Annotated in this window: 14 protein-coding genes, 14 tRNA genes and 4 rRNA genes; 29 read left to right on the top strand and 3 right to left on the bottom strand. The window is 43.6% G+C overall.

The annotated features are described in order from the left end of the window. Position 1 precedes the first annotated feature (1 nt). Together PQ478_RS01375 and PQ478_RS01380 are read left to right on the top strand one after the other, a co-directional pair. Positions 2-601, top strand: a complete 600-nt coding sequence (locus tag PQ478_RS01375; protein WP_012957264.1) for a SpoIIE family protein phosphatase — start codon at positions 2-4, stop codon at positions 599-601. A gap of 142 nt (positions 602-743) precedes the next feature. Further along, on the top strand, positions 744-2,924 hold the full coding sequence (locus tag PQ478_RS01380; protein WP_289235589.1) for a Tex family protein: 2,181 nt from the start codon (positions 744-746) through the stop codon (positions 2,922-2,924). A gap of 39 nt (positions 2,925-2,963) precedes the next feature. Here the strand turns inward: PQ478_RS01380 and cmpA are convergent, their stop codons facing one another. Beyond that, entirely contained in the window at positions 2,964-3,092 is a 129-nt protein-coding gene (gene cmpA / locus PQ478_RS01385; RefSeq protein WP_012957266.1) for a cortex morphogenetic protein CmpA, read from the bottom strand. Between the two features lie 93 nt (positions 3,093-3,185). Between cmpA and PQ478_RS01390 the strand changes: the two genes are divergently transcribed. The 17 genes from PQ478_RS01390 (at position 3,186) to rrf (PQ478_RS01470) (ending at position 10,223) form a co-directional block, all read left to right on the top strand. Beyond that, positions 3,186-3,638, top strand: a complete 453-nt coding sequence (locus PQ478_RS01390) for a SprT family protein (RefSeq protein ID WP_012957267.1) — start codon at positions 3,186-3,188, stop codon at positions 3,636-3,638. Positions 3,639-3,789: 151 nt separating this feature from the next. Next, a tRNA-Asn gene (locus PQ478_RS01395) sits at positions 3,790-3,864 on the top strand. Position 3,865: 1 nt separating this feature from the next. Then, positions 3,866-3,956 (top strand) — tRNA-Ser (locus PQ478_RS01400). A gap of 19 nt (positions 3,957-3,975) precedes the next feature. Continuing rightward, positions 3,976-4,050: transfer RNA gene (locus PQ478_RS01405), tRNA-Glu, on the top strand. Positions 4,051-4,056: 6 nt separating this feature from the next. Next, a tRNA-Val gene (locus PQ478_RS01410) sits at positions 4,057-4,132 on the top strand. A 3-nt stretch (positions 4,133-4,135) separates the two neighbouring features. Then, positions 4,136-4,212: transfer RNA gene (locus tag PQ478_RS01415), tRNA-Asp, on the top strand. A gap of 22 nt (positions 4,213-4,234) precedes the next feature. Beyond that, positions 4,235-4,316 (top strand) — tRNA-Leu (locus PQ478_RS01420). A 46-nt stretch (positions 4,317-4,362) separates the two neighbouring features. Then, a tRNA-Leu gene (locus PQ478_RS01425) sits at positions 4,363-4,449 on the top strand. Between the two features lie 4 nt (positions 4,450-4,453). Then, positions 4,454-4,530, top strand: a tRNA-Arg gene (locus PQ478_RS01430). Positions 4,531-4,546: 16 nt separating this feature from the next. Then, positions 4,547-4,623: transfer RNA gene (locus PQ478_RS01435), tRNA-Pro, on the top strand. Between the two features lie 18 nt (positions 4,624-4,641). Continuing rightward, positions 4,642-4,715, top strand: a tRNA-Gly gene (locus PQ478_RS01440). Between the two features lie 42 nt (positions 4,716-4,757). After that, positions 4,758-4,834, top strand: a tRNA-Ile gene (locus tag PQ478_RS01445). A 191-nt stretch (positions 4,835-5,025) separates the two neighbouring features. Next, positions 5,026-6,577: ribosomal RNA gene (locus PQ478_RS01450) — 16S ribosomal RNA — on the top strand. A 110-nt stretch (positions 6,578-6,687) separates the two neighbouring features. Further along, positions 6,688-6,764: transfer RNA gene (locus PQ478_RS01455), tRNA-Ile, on the top strand. Between the two features lie 16 nt (positions 6,765-6,780). Further along, positions 6,781-6,856 (top strand) — tRNA-Ala (locus tag PQ478_RS01460). Between the two features lie 233 nt (positions 6,857-7,089). After that, positions 7,090-10,029, top strand: a 23S ribosomal RNA gene (locus PQ478_RS01465). Between the two features lie 78 nt (positions 10,030-10,107). Further along, positions 10,108-10,223, top strand: a 5S ribosomal RNA gene (rrf, locus tag PQ478_RS01470). A gap of 396 nt (positions 10,224-10,619) precedes the next feature. On the opposite strand, the gene PQ478_RS01475 is transcribed toward rrf (PQ478_RS01470), so the two are convergent. Beyond that, complete coding sequence (locus tag PQ478_RS01475; RefSeq protein ID WP_289235590.1) at positions 10,620-10,790, bottom strand: hypothetical protein; 171 nt, start codon at positions 10,788-10,790, stop codon at positions 10,620-10,622. 169 nt (positions 10,791-10,959) lie between these two features. Here PQ478_RS01475 and PQ478_RS01480 point away from each other — a divergent pair, with 169 nt between their 5' ends. The 10 genes from PQ478_RS01480 (at position 10,960) to PQ478_RS01525 (ending at position 19,099) form a co-directional block, all read left to right on the top strand. Continuing rightward, entirely contained in the window at positions 10,960-12,114 is a 1,155-nt protein-coding gene (locus PQ478_RS01480) for a trans-sulfuration enzyme family protein (RefSeq protein WP_289235591.1), read from the top strand. A 105-nt stretch (positions 12,115-12,219) separates the two neighbouring features. Continuing rightward, positions 12,220-12,335, top strand: a 5S ribosomal RNA gene (gene rrf, locus PQ478_RS01485). Together the 16S, 23S and 5S rRNA genes with 14 tRNA genes alongside form the textbook arrangement of a ribosomal RNA operon. A 54-nt stretch (positions 12,336-12,389) precedes the next feature. Further along, positions 12,390-12,463 (top strand) — tRNA-Met (locus PQ478_RS01490). Between the two features lie 164 nt (positions 12,464-12,627). After that, complete coding sequence (gene thiL, locus PQ478_RS01495) at positions 12,628-13,620, top strand: thiamine-phosphate kinase (protein ID WP_327870077.1); 993 nt, start codon at positions 12,628-12,630, stop codon at positions 13,618-13,620. 9 nt (positions 13,621-13,629) lie between these two features. Continuing rightward, the gene (gene tsaE, locus PQ478_RS01500; protein WP_289235593.1) at positions 13,630-14,097 is read left to right on the top strand and encodes a tRNA (adenosine(37)-N6)-threonylcarbamoyltransferase complex ATPase subunit type 1 TsaE; all 468 of its coding nucleotides are present in this window, start codon (positions 13,630-13,632) and stop codon (positions 14,095-14,097) included. Continuing rightward, complete coding sequence (gene tsaB / locus PQ478_RS01505; protein WP_289235594.1) at positions 14,082-14,798, top strand: tRNA (adenosine(37)-N6)-threonylcarbamoyltransferase complex dimerization subunit type 1 TsaB; 717 nt, start codon at positions 14,082-14,084, stop codon at positions 14,796-14,798. Before tsaE ends, tsaB begins: the two co-directional genes overlap by 16 nt. After that, a complete protein-coding gene (gene rimI / locus PQ478_RS01510) occupies positions 14,791-15,255 on the top strand; it encodes a ribosomal protein S18-alanine N-acetyltransferase (protein ID WP_012957273.1) in 465 nt (154 codons plus the stop codon). The genes tsaB and rimI overlap by 8 nt, the downstream gene beginning before the upstream one ends. After that, positions 15,245-16,261 (top strand): tRNA (adenosine(37)-N6)-threonylcarbamoyltransferase complex transferase subunit TsaD, encoded by a 1,017-nt coding sequence (tsaD, locus tag PQ478_RS01515; protein ID WP_289235595.1) that lies wholly within the window; start codon positions 15,245-15,247, stop codon positions 16,259-16,261. The genes rimI and tsaD overlap by 11 nt, the downstream gene beginning before the upstream one ends. Positions 16,262-16,502: 241 nt before the next feature. After that, positions 16,503-18,692 carry an MFS transporter gene (locus PQ478_RS01520; RefSeq protein WP_289235596.1) on the top strand — a complete coding sequence of 730 codons (2,190 nt, stop codon included), beginning with the start codon at positions 16,503-16,505 and terminating at the stop codon, positions 18,690-18,692. Then, positions 18,689-19,099, top strand: a complete 411-nt coding sequence (locus PQ478_RS01525; RefSeq protein ID WP_412675614.1) for a hypothetical protein — start codon at positions 18,689-18,691, stop codon at positions 19,097-19,099. Before PQ478_RS01520 ends, PQ478_RS01525 begins: the two co-directional genes overlap by 4 nt. A gap of 306 nt (positions 19,100-19,405) precedes the next feature. Here the strand turns inward: PQ478_RS01525 and PQ478_RS01530 are convergent, their stop codons facing one another. Continuing rightward, complete coding sequence (locus PQ478_RS01530; RefSeq protein WP_289235597.1) at positions 19,406-21,349, bottom strand: ABC-F family ATP-binding cassette domain-containing protein; 1,944 nt, start codon at positions 21,347-21,349, stop codon at positions 19,406-19,408. Positions 21,350-21,618 lie beyond the last annotated feature (269 nt).

Genomic DNA, 21,618 nt, shown 5'->3' on the forward strand with positions numbered 1-21,618 from the left:
TATGATTTCTCTTTATGAAAACAAACACATTGAGGTAGCTGCAGTTCAACAGCCTAAACCGGGAAATGTTCACTGTGGTGATGCTCATGTCGTAGTTGAAGAAGAGGATTTTACATTATGCGCGGTGGTTGATGGTTTAGGAAGCGGTGAGGGAGCTTCTGAATCTGCTGATGCAGCTATTGAAGTAATCAAAGAAAATCGATTTTTAGAAGTTGATGAAATTGTCACTCGTTGTAATCAAGCAATGGTTAACAAACGCGGTGCAGTTCTAACATTAGTAAAAGTCGATTTCCAAAAAGAAGAGGTTATTTATTGTAACTTCGGCAACATCGGGTTTGTCATGTATGAACCAGACGGCACTACGCTTCAGCCTATACCCATTAGGGGTTATTTATCAGGTAGAAAAGTTATGGTTAAAAGTAAACATTTTTCCTATAAGAAAGGCAGTATTTTTATGCTATATTCAGATGGAGTAAAGATCCCTTTCTCTAAGAAAAATCTACTTACGCTTGGTTCTTTAAAGGAAGAATTTAAGCATTTATTAACACTTGATCGATTTGCTGTTGATGATGTGACGTTACTAGTAGGAAAGTTAAATTAGTAAACCTCCTTAACTTATAAAGGGGGTTTATTTTTGTTTTATGGAGCTAGAAGGATATTCACGAAAGATAGGGAAGTTAGTTACGTGAAGAGGCATATGATATGATTAAGGATACAGGCTACTAGTAAAGGAGCTCGATGAGATGAATGATTTTCATAATAAGTTAATTCAAGAAATAGAAAAGGAACTGTCAGTGAATGAAAAGTACATAAGAAATTTAATTGATCTAGTTGAAGAGGGAAATACAGTGCCTTTTATTGCGCGCTACAGAAAAGAATTGACTGGATCATTAGATGAAGTCCAAATCCGTACAATCGTTGAGAGATGGGAGTATGCAAATCAGCTTCAGCAGCGAAAAGACGAGGTTAAACGCTTAATCGGTGAACAGGATAAGTTGACAGATGAGCTCGCTTTAAAAATTGACCAGGCTATGAAGCTTCAAGAAATAGATGATCTCTATAGACCTTATAAGCAAAAAAGGCGTACAAGAGCTACTACAGCAAAAGAAAAAGGGTTGCAGCCTTTAGCGGAATGGCTAATTACGTATCCAAAACAAGCTGATGTTTCCAAAGAAGCACTTCAATATATTGATGAAGAAAAAGGTGTAGCTACGGTTGAAGAGGCGCTCGCCGGTGCCGAAGATATTATTGCTGAATGGGTATCGGACGATGCGGATCTAAGAAAGTTCATTCGCGAACGCTCGTTTAAAGAAGGCCACATTAAAACGGTTGTTAAAGACAAGCAACTTGATGAAAAAGGTACATATGAAATGTATTACGATTATACAGAAGCAGTCCGCTCCATCGTGCCTCACAGAATTCTTGCTGTGAACCGTGGAGAAAAAGACGGGGTTTTAAGAGCGGGAATTGAGTTTCAGGCTGAGAAAATGATAGGGGAGATCGAGAAGCGTTATATGTCTCGCGCAGGAGACTCATCAGCTGCTGAGTATGTTAAGCTGGCTATTCAAGATGGATATAAACGTTTAATAGAACCATCAATTGAACGAGAAATAAGGAACGAACTGACTGCAAAAGCTGAAGAACAAGCAATTCATATCTTTTCAGAGAATTTGAGAAACCTCCTGTTACAGCCGCCTATTAAAGATAAGGTTGTGCTTGGAGTAGATCCGGCTTACCGTACAGGGTGCAAGTTAGCTGTGGTGGATGGGACTGGAAAGGTACTCGATATAGGAGTTGTTTATCCAACGCCGCCTAGAAATGAAGTTGAAAAAGCAGCAGCGAAAGTGAAACAATTAGTTAAAGAACATAAGGTAGAAATGATTGCTATTGGGAACGGCACAGCTTCGAGAGAGACGGAGCAGTTTATTGCTGACCTTATCAACGATTTACCGGGAGAATTGTATTATTTGATTGTAAATGAAGCTGGAGCGAGTGTGTATTCTGCTTCTGAGCTAGGGCGTGAGGAGTTTCCGGAATTTCAAGTTGAAGAAAGAAGTGCTGTTTCTATTGCAAGAAGGCTGCAGGACCCATTAGCTGAACTCGTGAAAATTGATCCGAAGTCCGTTGGTGTGGGTCAATATCAACATGATGTTGCGCAAAAAAGATTATCAGAATCGTTAACATTTGTAGTAGAGACCGTAGTTAACCAAGTTGGTGTAAATGTGAATACTGCCTCCGTCTCATTATTGCAATATGTAGCTGGACTATCGAAGTCGGTTGCTGTAAATATTGTGAAACGCAGAGAGGAAGAAGGCCGGTTTACAAGCCGTGCACAATTAAAGAAAGTACCTAGGCTAGGTGCGAAAACGTATGAACAGTGTATTGGCTTCTTACGCATTCAAGGAGGGAAGAATCCGCTTGATGCTACAGGGATTCATCCAGAGACATATAAGGAAACCGAAGCGCTGCTTGATAAGGTGGGCGCTGCACGAAAAGATGTAGGAACAAAAGAGTTAAGCGAAAAACTGTCTGGATTGAACGAACATCAAATAGCAGAAGAGCTTGGGCTTGGTATGCCGACTGTTAAAGATATTATTGCAACACTTATCAGGCCGACTCGAGATCCACGTGATGAAGTAGCGAAACCTTTGTTAAAGCAGGGGGTTCTTCGATTAGAAGACTTGACTCGCGGGATGGAACTTCAAGGGACTGTGAGAAATGTAGTCGATTTTGGAGCGTTTGTTGATGTAGGGGTAAAGCAAGACGGATTAGTTCATATTTCTAAACTAACTAAAAGGTTTGTGAAGCATCCTCTTGAAGTAGTGGCTGTTGGAGAAATTGTAACGGTATGGGTTGAGGATGTTGACATAAAAAAAGGCAGGGTTGCTCTCACGATGCTAGAGCCGGCTGTGCAAACAGTATAAATAAAGAAATGGCCATGCATTTTCGCATGGCCATTTGCTTTAACCTAAATGCTTATTCATTTGCTCTTTTCGTTGATAGTAAAACCAACATTGATTAAGGATCTTTATTTGATGGCGGTTCTGCTCTTTGAAAGCCTTTTGTAGTTGAGTGCGTAACCAGGTCGGCATTTCTCCCAACTCCTTATTAGTTGTGGTAGTATATTTAGTATATGTAGGAGAGTTTGTCAGTGTTGATTGTATTTTGTATGGGGGCGGGGGACATTGAATCAGAGCGAACTGCAAAAAATGGTTGAAGAGATCTCTCTAACTAGTTTTAACAAACCATTTGTACACGAAGCGACGTTTAATTCAAGATTACGTACGACTGGCGGCAGATACTTGTTAAGGTCACACAATCTAGAATTTAACCCTAAGCAGTATCAATTATATGGGGAAGAAGAATTAATTAAGATTATTAAACATGAATTGTGTCATTATCATCTTCATATAGAAGGAAGAGGCTATAAGCATAGAGATGCTGACTTTAAAGAGCTGTTGGCGCATGTAGGAGGAGCCAGGTATTGCAGAGAAATACCTGGAGCTAAGAGACAAACGAAGGTTCTACATGAATATGAGTGTCAAGGTTGTCATCTTTTATATAGCCGGAAGCGAAGGATCGATACGTCTAAATATGTGTGTGGGAAGTGCAGAGGCAAATTGAGAAAAAAATTATAAAAAAGTGTTGCCTATATTAAATGAGCTGTGCTATATTATAGAAGTCGCTGAACGAGACAAGCAAATCGAAAAGCGATTCCGAAAAAAGTGTTGACATCAAAAAACACTTTCGATATAATATTTAAAGTCAGCAACACAAACACCACAATATTCCACAGTAGCTCAGTGGTAGAGCAATCGGCTGTTAACCGATCGGTCGTAGGTTCGAGTCCTACCTGTGGAGCCACGGAGAAGTACCCAAGTGGCTGAAGGGGCGCCCCTGCTAAGGGTGTAGGTCGCGCGAGCGGCGCGAGGGTTCAAATCCCTCCTTCTCCGCCAGTATCTTTTCTTAAATTATGGCCCGTTGGTCAAGCGGTTAAGACACCGCCCTTTCACGGCGGTAACACGGGTTCGAATCCCGTACGGGTCACCAACATATGGAGGATTAGCTCAGCTGGGAGAGCACCTGCCTTACAAGCAGGGGGTCGGCGGTTCGAGCCCGTCATCCTCCACCATATGGTCCGGTAGTTCAGTTGGTTAGAATGCCTGCCTGTCACGCAGGAGGTCGCGGGTTCGAGTCCCGTCCGGACCGCCATTTTTATTAGTTAATTTCATACGCGGGTGTGGCGGAATTGGCAGACGCGCTAGACTTAGGATCTAGTGTCTTACGACGTGGGGGTTCGAGTCCCTTCACCCGCACTTTTATTTTAAAAATTAAAGTGCAGATACGGATATCATACATTTAGCGGTTGTGGCGGAATGGCAGACGCGCTAGGTTGAGGGCCTAGTGGGGGTTGACCCCGTGGAGGTTCGAGTCCTCTCAACCGCACCAATTGGCGCCCTTAGCTCAGCTGGATAGAGTGTTTGACTACGAATCAAAAGGTCGGGAGTTCGAATCTCTCAGGGCGCACCATTAGTAATTTATATATCGGGAAGTGGCTCAGCTTGGTAGAGCACCTGGTTTGGGACCAGGGGGTCGCAGGTTCAAATCCTGTCTTCCCGACCATCTTATTTCTTTTAATATGCGGGCGTAGTTTAGTGGTAAAACCTCAGCCTTCCAAGCTGATGATGTGGGTTCGATTCCCATCGCCCGCTCCAACAAAATATTTGGTGGGAGTGCTTTTTTTATTGCCTTTTTTAGGGCCTGTAGCTCAGCTGGTTAGAGCGCACGCCTGATAAGCGTGAGGTCGGTGGTTCGAGTCCACTCAGGCCCACCATAAAATATTTTAAAAAAGTTCTTGACGGTTCGATTTAGACTTGTTAAGATAGTTAAGTCGCCAACGAGCGACAGACAAAAAGTTCTTTGAAAACTGAACAAAAGCCAAGCGAAATAGAGATACATGATATCTCGTCAATTATTAACGCAAGATGATTTTTCATCCTGTGTAAGTGAGCTTAATCAAACACTTTTATGGAGAGTTTGATCCTGGCTCAGGACGAACGCTGGCGGCGTGCCTAATACATGCAAGTCGAGCGGACTGATGGGAGCTTGCTCCCTGATGTTAGCGGCGGACGGGTGAGTAACACGTGGGCAACCTGCCTGTAAGACTGGGATAACTCCGGGAAACCGGGGCTAATACCGGATAACCCGTTCTACCTCATGGTGGAGCGGTAAAAGATGGCCTCTGGCTATCACTTACAGATGGGCCCGCGGCGCATTAGCTAGTTGGTAAGGTAACGGCTTACCAAGGCGACGATGCGTAGCCGACCTGAGAGGGTGATCGGCCACACTGGGACTGAGACACGGCCCAGACTCCTACGGGAGGCAGCAGTAGGGAATCTTCCGCAATGGACGAAAGTCTGACGGAGCAACGCCGCGTGAGTGATGAAGGTTTTCGGATCGTAAAGCTCTGTTGTTAGGGAAGAACAAGTGCCGTTTGAATAAGGCGGCACCTTGACGGTACCTAACCAGAAAGCCACGGCTAACTACGTGCCAGCAGCCGCGGTAATACGTAGGTGGCAAGCGTTGTCCGGAATTATTGGGCGTAAAGCGCGCGCAGGCGGTCTCTTAAGTCTGATGTGAAAGCCCACGGCTCAACCGTGGAGGGTCATTGGAAACTGGGAGACTTGAGTACAGAAGAGGAGAGTGGAATTCCACGTGTAGCGGTGAAATGCGTAGATATGTGGAGGAACACCAGTGGCGAAGGCGACTCTCTGGTCTGTAACTGACGCTGAGGCGCGAAAGCGTGGGGAGCAAACAGGATTAGATACCCTGGTAGTCCACGCCGTAAACGATGAGTGCTAGGTGTTAGGGGTTTCGATGCCCTTAGTGCCGAAGTTAACACATTAAGCACTCCGCCTGGGGAGTACGACCGCAAGGTTGAAACTCAAAGGAATTGACGGGGGCCCGCACAAGCAGTGGAGCATGTGGTTTAATTCGAAGCAACGCGAAGAACCTTACCAGGTCTTGACATCCTTTGACCACTCTAGAGATAGAGCTTTCCCCTTCGGGGGACAAAGTGACAGGTGGTGCATGGTTGTCGTCAGCTCGTGTCGTGAGATGTTGGGTTAAGTCCCGCAACGAGCGCAACCCTTGATCTTAGTTGCCAGCATTCAGTTGGGCACTCTAAGGTGACTGCCGGTGACAAACCGGAGGAAGGTGGGGATGACGTCAAATCATCATGCCCCTTATGACCTGGGCTACACACGTGCTACAATGGATGGTACAAAGGGCTGCAAAACCGCGAGGTTGAGCGAATCCCATAAAGCCATTCTCAGTTCGGATTGTAGGCTGCAACTCGCCTACATGAAGCCGGAATTGCTAGTAATCGCGGATCAGCATGCCGCGGTGAATACGTTCCCGGGCCTTGTACACACCGCCCGTCACACCACGAGAGTTTGTAACACCCGAAGTCGGTGAGGTAACCTTTTGGAGCCAGCCGCCTAAGGTGGGACAGATGATTGGGGTGAAGTCGTAACAAGGTAGCCGTATCGGAAGGTGCGGCTGGATCACCTCCTTTCTATGGAGTATTTAACTCTAGTCGATGTATGATCTTACGATCATATACGCTTTGGATCTTTTGTTCAGTTTTGAGAGGACTTACTCTCTATTCTCTATCTAATAAGATAGGGGCCTGTAGCTCAGCTGGTTAGAGCGCACGCCTGATAAGCGTGAGGTCGGTGGTTCGAGTCCACTCAGGCCCACCATATATATCTTATAAGTGGGGCCTTAGCTCAGCTGGGAGAGCGCCTGCCTTGCACGCAGGAGGTCAGCGGTTCGATCCCGCTAGGCTCCACCAATGGTTCTTTGAAAACTAGATAATGAAAACGGACAAAGAGAAACAAGAAGATCGAGGATACGATCAAGCGAGTGCTCGGAGCGTATATCAGTACGTGAGAACGCGAGTTGTGAAGTAGACGAAGATATTCGAAGTTTATCTGAAGTCCATGTAAACATATTTGTTCATCGGTATCTTTTAATAGAGAAGATTGAACGAGCATGTCAAGAATTCAACAACCTTTTTTAAATTTTGGTTAAGTTAGAAAGGGCGCACGGTGAATGCCTTGGCACTAGGAGCCGAAGAAGGACGCGACGAACGGCGAAACGCCTCGGGGAGCTGTAAGTGAGCTTTGATCCGAGGATATCCGAATGGGGGAACCCACTATTCGTAATGGAATAGTACCCATACCTGAATACATAGGGTATGAGGAGGCAGACCTGGGGAACTGAAACATCTAAGTACCCAGAGGAAGAGAAAGCAAATGCGATTACCTGAGTAGCGGCGAGCGAAACGGTATCAGCCCAAACCAAGAGGCTTGCCTCTTGGGGTTGTAGGACACTCTATACGGAGTTACAAAGAAATAGGATAGGCGAAGCGATCTGGAAAGGTCCGCGACACAAGGTAACAGCCCTGTAGTCGAAATTCTATTTCCTCCTGAGTGGATCCTGAGTACGGCGGGACACGTGAAACCCCGTCGGAATCCGGGAGGACCATCTCCCAAGGCTAAATACTCCCTAGTGACCGATAGTGAACCAGTACCGTGAGGGAAAGGTGAAAAGCACCCCGGAAGGGGAGTGAAACAGATCCTGAAACCGTGTGCCTACAACTAGTTGGAGCCCGTTAATGGGTGACAGCGTGCCTTTTGTAGAATGAACCGGCGAGTTACGATGTCGTGCAAGGTTAAGCTGATAAGGCGGAGCCGTAGCGAAAGCGAGTCTGAATAGGGCGAATGAGTACGCCGTCGTAGACCCGAAACCGTGTGATCTACCCATGTCCAGGGTGAAGTTCAGGTAACACTGAATGGAGGCCCGAACCCACGCATGTTGAAAAATGCGGGGATGAGGTGTGGGTAGGGGTGAAATGCCAATCGAACTCGGAAATAGCTGGTTCTCCCCGAAATAGCTTTAGGGCTAGCCTCGAGGTTGAGAGTTTTGGAGGTAGAGCACTGATTGGACTAGGGGTCCCCACAGGATTACCGAATTCAGTCAAACTCCGAATGCCAAAAACTTTTACTCGGGAGTCAGACTGCGAGTGCTAAGATCCGTAGTCAAGAGGGAAACAGCCCAGACCATCAGCTAAGGTCCCAAAGTATACGTTAAGTGGAAAAGGATGTGGAGTTGCCCAGACAACCAGGATGTTGGCTTAGAAGCAGCCACCATTTAAAGAGTGCGTAATAGCTCACTGGTCGAGTGACTCTGCGCCGAAAATGTACCGGGGCTAAACGTATCACCGAAGCTATGGATTGACACCTTAGGTGTCAGTGGTAGGGGAGCGTTCTAAGTGCAGCGAAGTCAGATCGTGAGGACTGGTGGAGCGCTTAGAAGTGAGAATGCCGGTATGAGTAGCGAAAAGAGGGGTGAGAATCCCCTCCGTCGAAAGCCCAAGGTTTCCTGAGGAAGGCTCGTCCGCTCAGGGTAAGTCGGGACCTAAGCCGAGGCTGAAAAGCGTAGGCGATGGACAACAGGTTGAAATTCCTGTACCACCTCCTCACCGTTTGAGTAATGGGGGGACGCAGTAAGGTAGGGTAAGCGCACTGATGGATATGTGCGTCCAAGCAATTAGGCTGAGAAGTAGGCAAATCCGCTTCTCACGTATGCTGAGTTGTGATGGCGAGGGAAATTTAGTACCGAAGTTCCTGATCCTCCACTGCCAAGAAAAGCCTCTAGCGAGGTGAGAGGTGCCCGTACCGCAAACCGACACAGGTAGGCGAGAAGAGAATTCTAAGACGCTCGGGAGAACTCTCGTTAAGGAACTCGGCAAAATGACCCCGTAACTTCGGGAGAAGGGGTGCTCTGGTAGGGTGTATGCCCGAGAGAGCCGCAGTGAAAAGATCCAAGCGACTGTTTAGCAAAAACACAGGTCTCTGCGAAGCCGCAAGGCGAAGTATAGGGGCTGACACCTGCCCGGTGCTGGAAGGTTAAGAGGAGGGGTTATCCCTTACGGGAGAAGCTCTGAATTGAAGCCCCAGTAAACGGCGGCCGTAACTATAACGGTCCTAAGGTAGCGAAATTCCTTGTCGGGTAAGTTCCGACCCGCACGAATGGTGTAACGACTTGGATACTGTCTCAACGAGAGACCCGGTGAAATTATAGTACCTGTGAAGATGCAGGTTACCCGCGACAGGACGGAAAGACCCCATGGAGCTTTACTGTAGCTTGATATTGGATGTTGGTACAGTTTGTACAGGATAGGTAGGAGCCTTGGAAGTCGGAGCGCCAGCTTCGATGGAGGCGTCGGTGGGATACTACCCTGACTGTGCTGACATTCTAACCTCGAGCCGTGATCCGGTTCAGGGACAGTGTCAGGTGGGCAGTTTGACTGGGGCGGTCGCCTCCTAAACAGTAACGGAGGCGCCCAAAGGTTCCCTCAGAATGGTTGGAAATCATTCGTAGAGTGCAAAGGCAAAAGGGAGCTTGACTGCGAGACCTACAAGTCGAGCAGGGACGAAAGTCGGGCTTAGTGATCCGGTGGTTCCGCATGGAAGGGCCATCGCTCAACGGATAAAAGCTACCCTGGGGATAACAGGCTTATCTCCCCCAAGAGTCCACATCGACGGGGAGGTTTGGCACCTCGATGTCGGCTCATCGCATCCTGGGGCTGAAGTAGGTCCCAAGGGTTGGGCTGTTCGCCCATTAAAGCGGTACGCGAGCTGGGTTCAGAACGTCGTGAGACAGTTCGGTCCCTATCCGTCGCGGGCGTAGGAAATTTGAGAGGAGCTGTCCTTAGTACGAGAGGACCGGGATGGACACACCGCTGGTGTACCAGTTGTTCCGCCAGGAGCATCGCTGGGTAGCTACGTGTGGACGGGATAAGTGCTGAAAGCATCTAAGCATGAAGCCCCCCTCAAGATGAGATTTCCCATGGAGTTAATCCAGTAAGACCCCTTAGAGATGATGAGGTTGATAGGTCTGGTGTGGAAGCATGGCGACATGTGGAGCTGACAGATACTAATCGGTCGAGGACTTATCCAAATTATTCTTGACATATGTTTACACATTATCTAGTTTTGAGAGAACCATCTCAAACATTCACTGTGAAGTGAATCATAGTCTGGTGGCGATAGCAAAGAGGTCACACCCGTTCCCATGCCGAACACGGTCGTTAAGCTCTTTTGCGCCGATGGTAGTTGGGGGCTTCCCCCTGTGAGAGTAGGACGTTGCCAGGCAGATAAAACACAATCCATTAGGATTGTGTTTTTTAGTATGCATAAAGGGATAAGGGGCGCAATAGAGCTCAACTGGTCCAAAGGAGCAGCGTCACTTTCGAATGCTTCTTGTATCCTTCATGACATTCATCTTGAACAATCTTCATGTTCCCCCTGTGAGACGAACCCTTTCCCTTCGTAACGATTCATGAAAAACTTCGAAGAGAAACGGCATGAATAATCTTCCCCGTAGAAGAGAAAGGGTAAGCCAGGACGTTGCCAGGCAGATAAAACACAATCCATTGGATTGTGTTTTTTAGTATACATAAACGGGACAAGGGGCGCTTTTGAGCTAAGCTAGCAGATCTCCTCGCTTCATCAACTCGCGCAATAAACAGCAAACTCATATATAATACCTCATGCCAATGACGCATATCGATTTAAAAAAACCGCGCAATAAACGAGCTTTAACGCATTTCCTCGCTCAACCAACCCATTTACAAGACAGAAGGATACAATTAACCAGGCAATCGACGCAATAATGAGTGCTACTGACGCAATCACTCCAATCAGGTCCCCAATCAACATCTGAAATCACTCCTCCAGAATCCCGCACTCCATTCAGTTTCTAAGTATATCGCTAATCTGATATCGAATTATTCCAACAATTTAAAGGTATTTGTTACGATAATGTGTTAAAGTAAACAATAAGACTATTATTTAGATGATAGAAAGAGAACACAAGGAGTTGGAGTGTATGCGTGAGAAGCGATTTAATACTCAAGCGGTTCATTTTCAAAAGAAAGAATCAGCTTATCATGTGAGCAAAGCAAAACCAATATATCAAACAACGGCCTTTACCTTTTCAGACCTTGATGATATGGAAAGCTTTTATGAAGGAGAAAAGAGTTATTTATATTCAAGATACAGTAATCCGAATACAGATGACTTAGGAGTAGGCATCGCTTTATTAGAAGGAGCAGAAGACGGGGTTGCTACGTCTTCAGGTATGTCGGCTATTCTAGCTGGAGTGCTAGCAGTGGCGAAAGAGGGCGATCATGTCCTTGCTTCAGAAGATTTATATGGCGGGACGTATCAATTGTTTGAACAAGAGCTTCCCAATATGGGGATTGATGTGAGCTTTGTCTCATTTGGAGACTTAGAGACAGTAGAGAAGGCGATCACAGACCGTACAGTGCTGATTTATACAGAATCGATCACTAACCCTTTGCTACGGGTAGAAGATCTCGAGGGTGTAATCAGTCTTGCGAAAAAATATACGATCTATTCAATGATTGATAATACATTTGCAACGCCTTATTTACTGCAGCCAGCTAAAATTGGTGCAGATTTAATCGTACATAGTGCTACTAAATATATTGGCGGACACAGTGATGTCAACGCTGGAGTGTTAGTTGGGACTGCTGTGCTTATCCAGAAAGCAAAATCAAAAATTGTGACACTTGGCTGCAATCTAACACCTTTTGAAGCGTGGCTTGGATGCAGGGGCTTAAAAACATTAAGCTTAAGAATGCAAAGACAATGCGAAAATGCTGCAAACCTTGCAAAGTCATTTAATAAAAGTGCAGGAGTAAGCAAAGTTTATTATCCGACCGATGTTTCTGCTAAAGGGAACGGTGCTATGGTAAGCATTGATTTAGCAGAAGAAGTAGATGTTGAAGAGTTTTTTAAGAACTTAAGCTGGGTTAAAATTGCTCCTACGCTTGCTGGAGTAGAAACAACAGTGTCTTACCCGTTACGTACTTCTCATCGTACGATCCCGGATGAATTGAGATCAGAGCTTGGGATCGGAAAGCAGCTGGTGCGGATCTCTGTGGGGATTGAGGATGAAACAGATATAATAGAAGCTTTTCAGCATGCCATTAAACAAGCTCAAATCAAGAACCTTTAACGGTTTTTGATTTGAGTTTTTATTTTCTTAAAAAGAATTTTGAATTAATGCTTGCAATGTTTTAGAACACATGGTATATTTATATATGTCTTAGAGACAACATAGTCTGGTGGCGATAGCAAAGAGGTCACACCCGTTCCCATGCCGAACACGGTCGTTAAGCTCTTTTGCGCCGATGGTAGTTGGGGGCTTCCCCCTGTGAGAGTAGGACGTTGCCAGGCTAACAATTTTTATGTTTAAGAATTGAAAAGTTGTCTATAATAATAGTATAGCGTCGCGGGATGGAGCAGTCTGGTAGCTCGTCGGGCTCATAACCCGAAGGTCGGAGGTTCAAATCCTCCTCCCGCAATACCTGGAGAAACCGGAACATATTTGTTCCGGTTTTTTCTATGTTCTCGTCATACTTTGATTATAGCTTGCACATCACTTATAAGATCAGCTAAACTAATACAGATACCCTTAGGAACATCTATCCTAAGGTTTTTTGCAGGATGATGTACATCAGAAGGGGGCATGAATGTGAAAGATGAGTTTTCATTTATATCAAAGATTACTCCCCGTCATACTCATCAATCTTCCTTAAAAGTAGCGATCGGCGATGACGCTGCTGTTTACAGCGGGACGGATCTGTTTGATGAGGTCATATGTGTGGATACTATGGTAGAAGGGATTCATTTTAGGAAGGACACCCTGACACCTTACCAGATTGGAAAAAAAGCGTTAGCGGTCAATCTAAGTGATTTAGCAGCTATGGGAGCGGTCCCTCACTATTATCTGGTTTCTATTGCTATCCCAAAGAGCTGGAGTGAAGAGCAGTTAGAAGCTGTTTATCATGGGATGAAAGATTTGGCCGATCAATTTAAAGTTGATTTGATAGGCGGAGATACTGTATCGATTCAAGAATCTCTAGTAATTACTGTTACTGTCATTGGGAGAGTTGAAAAGAATCGAAGCCTCCTTCGTTCTAGTGCTGAAGTGGGGGATAATGTTTTCGTCACAGGATACGTAGGTGGTTCGGCAGCAGGTTTATCACTATTACTTGAAAAAGGAAATGAAGCTTCTTACTTCGATCATGAACAAGAATTGATCAAAGCTCATCAAGAGCCGGTTCCACAAGTGAGGGCAGGGCGAATTTTTGCCCAGTCAAATGAGAGAATCTCATTAAATGATGTGAGTGATGGGCTAGCAAGTGAAGCTAACGAAATTGCTGAAGCCAGCCAGGTCACTTTATTATTATATGAAGAAAAATTACCGCTTCATCCAGCTATGTCAGCAAATGAGTTAGACCAGCAGCTCGATGCCGCTTTATATGGCGGAGAAGATTTTCAGCTGATTGGAACAGCTTCTAAGGAAACCTTTCCTTTAATACAAGCAGAATGTAAAAGGCAAGGGATCTCATTACATCTAATAGGTGAAGTTATAGATAATCAGCCAGCAGTATATTTACAAAAAGAAAATGAAAAAATCTTGCTTTCAAAAAAGGGATACAATCATTTTTCAAAATAGGTGATTTCAATGGATAAATGGACAATCAAAACAACCTCTCCCGAAGAAACGGCGCAGCTAGCTGAGCGAGTAGGAGAGCTTGTACAAGCTGGTGATGTACTTACGCTTGAAGGTGATCTAGGTGCAGGTAAAACCAGCTTTACTAAAGGGTTAGCAAAAGGGTTAGGAGTTACACGGGTAGTTAGCAGCCCAACCTTTACGATTATTAAAGAATATAAAGGAAGAATTCCGCTCTATCATATGGATGTCTATCGTTTAGATGAGGGCGCGGAAGAACTTGGGTTGGAAGAGTATTTTGAAGGTGAAGGTGTGTCTGTGATTGAATGGGCAAGCATCATCCGAGAACAGCTTCCAAATGATCGTTTAGACATTGTGATTACTCATGCCGGTGATACGACTCGTGAATTATCATTTTTTGCAAGTGGAATCCGTTATGAACAACTAAGTAAGGAGTTAGCGACATGGGCTACACATTAGCAATCGATACGTCCTCATATGTACTGACTGTTGCAGTCACAGAAGACTCTAAAGTGCTGGGTGAGATGACGACTAATATTAAAAAGAATCATTCGCTGCGTTTAATGCCTGCCATTGGGCAACTAATGAGAGATACGGGAATTACACCAGAGCAGCTAACAAAGGTTGTTGTAGCTGATGGACCTGGCTCTTATACAGGTGTACGTATAGCAGTGACGACAGCCAAGACCTTAGCATGGTCTTTAAATATACCGCTCGTCGGCGTCTCGAGTCTAGAATTAATGGTACAAAATGGTCGTTTCTTTGAAGGGTATACGGTTCCTATTGTAGATGCCAGACGAGGACAAGTATTTACAGCTCTTTATAGAGGCGAGCAGCATAAAATGACCGTTCAGAAAGAAGATCGATTAAGGATGTTAAATGAATGGTTAGAAGAGTTAAAAGAGATAGAGGGGCTTATTTTGTTTGTAGGACAAGACGTTGAACTGCATCAGGAAGACATTCAATCAGCCCTGGGTGATAAAGCGGTCTTTGCTCCTGCTCAAATGACTCTGCCTCGGGGCGGGGAGTTAGCTGCACTTGGGGAAGAGAAAGAAGCAGTCGCGTCTATTCATACGTTTGTACCTCGTTATCTCCGTCTTGCAGAAGCTGAAGCCAAATGGCAAAGCGAGCAGAAGAAGGCGTGTGAGTCCAATGATTGAGCAAGCGAAAAGTATCATTCGTTTAATGACAATCGATGACATTGAAGGGGTCTATGAAGTAGAAAAGAATTCTTTTCCTACACCTTGGAAGCCATCCATTTTTATTAATGAATTACACGTGAATAAGTATGCTCATTACTTTGTATGTGAAAAAGAAGGCTATATTGCGGGCTATTGTGGTCTTTGGGTGATAGGAGAAGATGCTCAAATTACAAATATAGCGGTACATTCTTCTATGCGCGGACAAAAGTTTGGAGAACAGCTTCTTTCTTATGCGATGAATCATGCTAGAGAGCTTGGGGCTGTGCATATGTCACTTGAGGTAAGAGTGAGTAATGTCGTTGCACAAGGCCTTTATAAAAAGCTAGGTTTTAAAGAGGGTGGAATCCGTAAAAATTACTACACGGATAACCAAGAAGACGCAATGGTAATGTGGGTGAACTTAAATGGAGAATAAAGAATTGATATTAGCAATTGAAACCAGCTGTGATGAGACGTCTGCTGCGGTAATTAAGGATGGGAAAGAGATCCTGAGCAACATTGTCTCCTCACAAATTGAGAGTCATAAACGGTTTGGCGGGGTAGTGCCGGAAATTGCATCTAGGCACCATGTTGAACAAATTACCCTCATTATTGAAGAAGCAATGAGTGAGGCAGAAGTGACTTTTAAAGACCTTTCTGCTATTGCTGTAACGGAAGGACCGGGTCTTGTGGGAGCGCTGTTAATTGGAGTGAATGCGGCTAAAGCAATGGCATTTGCCCATAACCTGCCGTTAATCGGAGTTCATCATATTGCTGGTCATATTTATGCAAACCAACTTATCCACAAACTTGAGTTTCCGTTACTGACGTTAGTGGTCTCAGGCGGTCATACGGAGCTTGTGTATATGGAGAGCGATGGATCATTTGAAATTATAGGTGAAACGCGTGATGATGCTGTAGGGGAAGCCTATGACAAGGTAGCTAGAACAATTGGTCTGCCATATCCTGGCGGGCCTCACATTGACAAGCTTGCACATGAGGGCGAGCCTAGCTATGACCTTCCAAGAGCTTGGCTTGAGCCCGACAGCTTTGATTTTAGTTTTAGTGGATTAAAATCAGCAGTTATTAACACCTTGCACAACCAGAAGCAGCGTGGTGAAGAAATTAATACACAGGATCTTGCAGCGAGTTTTCAAGCAAGTGTAATAGATGTATTAATAACAAAAACAAAAAAAGCGCAAGAGAAATACAATGTTAAACAGGTGCTTCTTGCAGGCGGAGTTGCAGCGAATAAAGGGTTAAGGACAGAGCTTAAGCGAACCTTTGACCATACAGAAGTAGAGTTAATTATCCCGCCATTAAACTTATGCACAGATAATGCAGCGATGATCGGGGCTGCAGCAAGTATCAAATACAAGCAGGGCAAATTTTCAGCGTATGATTTAAATGGAAATCCAGGGCTTGATTTAGAAAGAGAATAACGAGTAACTTTCAGGTTTAAAACCACTTATTGGTGCAAATGCTACCTTTAGGTGGTTTTTTTAGGCAAGTAAGCGATCTCTATTTTGTCCACAGCTTTTATTAACATTTATGTGGATAACGTGGATAACTTAAAAAAGATACGTCTTTGCAAGGGGTAAACTGTTATTAACTTTAAATGTGGATAAGTAGAGATTAAATGTGAATTATTAAATGAACCCTTATAATATAAGGGTTTTACCTGTGTATAAACCTGTGAATAATGTGGATATGTCAGAAAATTATATGAAAAGGCTGGTAGTTATGGCGCAAAAGGTAGGTTTGTTAATTCTTATTATTTGTTTATTTATTCACATTCCGGTATCCGCGAAAAATGAACAAACATTAATTATCGTTATAGCTCCTGATCTTGCTTTTGAAGATGTCAAACGTATTTTGGAGACAGAAGAGAATAAAGAACTGTGGAAAGAAGCCGCGATCGGTGCATTAAACATTAAACCAGATGGCCCTTATTCTTATTTAAACAGTATGGTCAGTATAGGAAGCGGCAGGAGAGCGGTCGGGGTGCAGGACTGGAATAGCTATGAAGGCAATGAACAAACAGAGTTTAAGGTGACAGCAAGAGATTTAGAGATTCAATTAACTGGCCAGGCTTCCTCATCAAGTCTCAGTCATCCACATTTTCACCGCTTAGTAAGTAAAAATGACAAGTCTAGTTATCAACCGCGTGTGGGTATCCTTGGGGATAAGCTAAAAGAAGCTGGGATCAATCGTTTTGTATTGGGCCACAGTGATACGATAATTGAAAAAATAAGATATGGATCTCTTCTTGTCATTGATTCAGAAGGGGTGGTGGAGGGTGACTATGAACAATCTGTAAAAAAGTCTCCCGCCTCTCCGGCAGGAAAGGAAATGGATGAAGCATATTTACTAAGTGAATTACAAGACCGAAATGGTCTGATTGTCATAGAATGGGGCGATCTCCATCGGTTATATGAACAAAGACCTTTGATGATGGATTCCCATTTTACTAAGGAAAGAGATCGTCAGCTAACGCGGTTAGGGACGTTTATTGAACAATTACGCCAACAAGATCAGAATGGTCATACGGTGTGGCTTCTTTCACCGATGATGAACAAAGAAGCTTATGATCAAAAACAGCAGCTGGCTCCTCTTTTGATATGGGATAAAGAAGATGGAGGCTATCTTACCTCAAATACGACCAATCAGCATTATCTTGTAAGCAATCTTGATATAGCACCCTCCATTCTTGCTCATTTTGGTTTGAATGATCCAAGAGAATTGCCTGGACATAGCATGCAAAGAATGAATGTAGGTGAGGAAGATATACAAAAAGTGCTTGATCATGTGGATGAATTAACCTTAATTTATCAGTCCAGGGCAAGTGTTCTTTCTGCCTATATTACGACACTTGTAATCTTATTGATCGTAGCAGGGGTGCTAAGTTTTTTCAGAAAACCTCAGATCATGGGTCAGAATGTATTAAAAATGATTATTTTATCAGCTCTTCTTTCACCTATTCCTTTTCTTATAGGATCTAAACTGCTTATCCACATTGGTATCACAGCGTTCGTGTTTTTTGTTGTTATTTTCTCACTCGGTTGTGGATATGTAATTAGTCGGTTTAAAAGAAATGCCATTGCCATCGTAGGGGGCATGTTATTTGTTCTTATTTCACTGGATTTACTCTTAGGAACCCCTTTTATGCAGCGATCCTATTTGGGCTATGACCCTATCATTGGGGCAAGGTATTACGGCATTGGAAATGAATATGCGGGAATATTTATTATTTCAGGTCTTGCTCTTTTAAGCGGTTTTCAATCGGTAAAGGAGAAGATGAGTGTCATGATGGTAGTAGCATTAGGAGCGATTCAGCTTATTTTATTGGGGCATAGTGAGCTTGGAACAAATGCTGGAGCAACATTGGCTGCGGGTATTGCCTATTTCTTTCTTCTATTTCGTTTATTACAATTTAAGTGGACTCTACTCCGTACAATTCTCGTTGGAGCGGCTTCTCTTCTTCTATTATTTTCATTTTTATTTGTGCTACAATTAACAGGCAACCAAACGCATATTGGAGCTGGATTTAATCGTTTATTTGCAGGGGATCTAAGCTATCTTCTCCATACGATTGAAAGAAAAGTTTCTATGAACTGGAAGATCTTCAGGCATTCCAATTGGACGCAATTATTTGTGACAAGCTATCTTGTTGTGATGGTGATGTTAATAAGGAAGACATTGCAAAAAAGTCATCAATTACACGCTTTAATTTTGCAGACAGGTATTTGTGCATCCGTGGCGTTGCTTATATTAAATGACTCGGGAGTAGTGGCTGCTGCAACATCAATGTTTTGTGTCGTATGTATGCATTACTACTGGCTCTTAGAGCAAAAGGAAAAAAGGGGAGCATGAGAGTGGAGAAGAAAATGAAGCGGGCGCGAATGCTGCGTATTGCAGTGCTCGTTGTACTAGCGGTTGGTCTATTTTTAGATTACTTTCCTCAGCTGATCAATGGCGGCTTAGGCGGGAGAGGCACCTTTATTTTATTATTGATTGGTTTTGGTTTTGCTGTTGCAGCAGAAGTGATGATGCCGCGTGATAAACGAAGAAGACAGGGAATTCCTATATGGGAGCATGATATATTTTTCATCTTTTATGTGATCGGATTAATTGCCCTGTTCACTTTTCTTGGTGGAGAGTCACAAGTCGGACTTAGCTTAACGCACCCAATCTTGTGGATCTTTGTTGTCTATGCTTTTATTAAATGGAATCTAGATCGTAAGCACAGACCTGAAGAAGAAGTAGAAGAGAAGAAGTGAAAAAGTAGGCGGAGATGTACTTAACGTCTTAACCTTGCTTCCGAACAAGTTATCAAGGTAGGGGAAACACAGACTCCTTCTGGAAACAAGAACCTAATGATATTTACTTTTTAAAGTATTAAAAAACAGACGACCTATTCATTTATAATGATAGGTCGTCTGTTTTTTGTTGGAATAGCTTAGTCACCTTTTTGCACCGTTGATTGGAGCGGAAGGGACTCGACTCCCGCGGAAAGCGAGTGCCTGCAGCGGAAATCAACAACCACTGTCAGGAGGAGGGTTTAAAATACTCAGCATCTTTATTAGTTAGGATTGAAGCTCTTCCCATTCTTCCATTAACTGTTCGAGAGTCGCTTGTGTTTGATCAATCTCAGCTTGGATTTTGCTCGCTTGTTCATGATCTGAATAGATTTCAGGGTCACAAAGAGCTTCTTCATTTACTGAAAGTGATTCTTCTAACTCCTCAATCTTCGTTTCAATTTCCTCAATCCTACGCAAGCGTTGTCGCTCTTGACGCTTCGCTTCTTTATCTAATTCAAACGATGTCTTATCGGTCTTAGCTTCCTTCTTTTCTGAAGTTGGAGCAACCTTGTTTTCCTGCTCTTCTTGTTCTTTCAATAATAGACGCTGCCGATTTTCTTCTTTCTTTTCTAAATAGTAATCATAATCGCCTAAATAATTTGTGACTTGTCCGTTATCAAGCTCGCACACTCTAGTGGCAATGCGGTTAAGGAAATAACGGTCATGTGATACAAACAAGAGAGTGCCAGGGTAGTTAATTAATGCCGCTTCTAACACTTCTTTTGCATCTAGGTCCAAGTGATTTGTCGGCTCATCAAGAATCAGCAGGTTTGCCTTTTGCATCATTAATTTAGCTAGAGCAAGGCGTGCTTTCTCACCGCCGCTTAATGTGGAAACAGGTTTTAACACATCGTCCCCTGAAAACAAAAAGTTTCCTAACACCGTCCGGATTTCTTTTTCAGGGAGCAAACTATAATCATCCCATAATTCATGAAGAACAAGTTTATTAGAAGTGAGTTTTGCTTGTTCCTGATCATAATAGCCGACTGTCACATTACTGCCAAAGCGAATCGTTCCTTTTGATGTTTCAATCTGCTTTATGATTGCCTTTAAGATCGTTGATTTGCCTGCACCGTTAGGACCGATTAGTGCAACACTTTCCTCGCGGTTCAAATCTAATCTTAGGTTAGAAAAGATCGGCTCCATCCCGTATTTCACTTCTAAGTCTTCGATACGAAGGACCTCATTGCCGCTTTGGCGGTTGATTTCAAACGAGAAAGAAGCTGATTTCTCGTCCCCTTCAGGACGATCAAGACGGTTCATTCTTTCAAGCTGCTTTCTGCGGCTTTGCGCTCGCTTGGTAGTAGAGGCTCGAGCAATATTTCGTTGAACGAAATCCTCAAGCTTTGCAACTTCGCTTTGTTGTTTGTCAAACTGCTTTTTCTCGAGCTCATAACGTTTTGCTTTTTCCTCTAAATAAAGACTGTAGTTCCCAACGTATTTTCTTGATTGGTTTCTTGAAATTTCTACGACTTGGGTAACGATTTTGTCTAAGAAATAGCGGTCATGTGATACGATTAAAATGGCACCTGGATAGCCTTGCAAATAGTTCTCAAGCCAGGTTAATGTCTCGATGTCTAAGTGGTTTGTCGGCTCATCAAGGATAAGTAAATCAGGCTTGGTTAATAATAGTTTACCAAGGGCTAGTCTTGTTTTCTGCCCGCCGCTTAGCGTTTGGATTTTTGTTTGATAGTCAAAAGAATCAAAATGAAGGCCTGCTAGTACGCTTCTAATATCTGCTTCATATTGATATCCGCCCTTATCTTTAAAATCGAGCTGGAGCTGATCGTATTCTGCTAATAATTTGTTATAACTTGCTTCGTGATCTAAAAGAGAAGGGTCAGACATTTTTTGTTCCATCTCTCTTAGTCTTTTTTCCATTTTTAAAAGCGGGTCAAATACTGTCAGCATCTCATCCCAAATCGATAACTCGGATTCTAGGCCGGTATCTTGAGCGAGGTAGCCTACCTCTACATCTTTTGGTTGAATGATTTCTCCGCTGTCATGGGATAGCTGTCCTGCTATCACTTTTAAAAGCGTCGATTTTCCAGCACCGTTTCGACCGACTAAGGCGACACGGTCTCCAGTTTGTACTTCGAGTTTAATATTTGATAAAATCGTTTCTGCACCAAACGATTTTGATACGTTTACACATTGTAATAAAATCATGGGATATCCATCCTATCCTTACATCATATCAATAGTTTTCTTCACTCAGTTTAACGTAAAAGACTGCGGTGAACAACTTGCAGGACCTGATGTAAAACGATTACATAAAGAGACAAATAGTGTACAATAAGATAAAACAATAAGATAAAACAATAAGATAAAACAATAAGATAAAATGATAACGTTCTAAGAAAAAACGTAACAAAAGGGAAAGAACGTACATTATAGATCTTACTTAAGGGACTAGGCTAGGAGAGGAGGGGAATTTA

This window comes from Alkalihalophilus pseudofirmus (assembly GCF_029094545.1).
GTDB classification, from domain to species: domain Bacteria; phylum Bacillota; class Bacilli; order Bacillales; family Bacillaceae_D; genus Alkalihalophilus; species Alkalihalophilus pseudofirmus.

Excerpts from the sequence above, each read along its gene's own strand:
- tsaE (WP_289235593.1), top strand. The coding sequence starts at position 13,630 with ATGGATAAATGGACAATCAAAACAACCTCTCCCGAAGAAACGGCGCAG.
- PQ478_RS01530 (WP_289235597.1), bottom strand. The coding sequence starts at position 21,349 with ATGATTTTATTACAATGTGTAAACGTATCAAAATCGTTTGGTGCAGAA.
- PQ478_RS01380 (WP_289235589.1), top strand. The coding sequence starts at position 744 with ATGAATGATTTTCATAATAAGTTAATTCAAGAAATAGAAAAGGAACTG.
- cmpA (WP_012957266.1), bottom strand. The coding sequence starts at position 3,092 with ATGCCGACCTGGTTACGCACTCAACTACAAAAGGCTTTCAAAGAGCAG.
- PQ478_RS01480 (WP_289235591.1), top strand. The coding sequence starts at position 10,960 with ATGCGTGAGAAGCGATTTAATACTCAAGCGGTTCATTTTCAAAAGAAA.
- thiL (WP_327870077.1), top strand. The coding sequence starts at position 12,628 with ATGAATGTGAAAGATGAGTTTTCATTTATATCAAAGATTACTCCCCGT.
- tsaB (WP_289235594.1), top strand. The coding sequence starts at position 14,082 with ATGGGCTACACATTAGCAATCGATACGTCCTCATATGTACTGACTGTT.
- PQ478_RS01375 (WP_012957264.1), top strand. The coding sequence starts at position 2 with ATGATTTCTCTTTATGAAAACAAACACATTGAGGTAGCTGCAGTTCAA.
- PQ478_RS01475 (WP_289235590.1), bottom strand. The coding sequence starts at position 10,790 with ATGTTGATTGGGGACCTGATTGGAGTGATTGCGTCAGTAGCACTCATT.
- tsaD (WP_289235595.1), top strand. The coding sequence starts at position 15,245 with ATGGAGAATAAAGAATTGATATTAGCAATTGAAACCAGCTGTGATGAG.
- rimI (WP_012957273.1), top strand. The coding sequence starts at position 14,791 with ATGATTGAGCAAGCGAAAAGTATCATTCGTTTAATGACAATCGATGAC.
- PQ478_RS01525 (WP_412675614.1), top strand. The coding sequence starts at position 18,689 with ATGAGAGTGGAGAAGAAAATGAAGCGGGCGCGAATGCTGCGTATTGCA.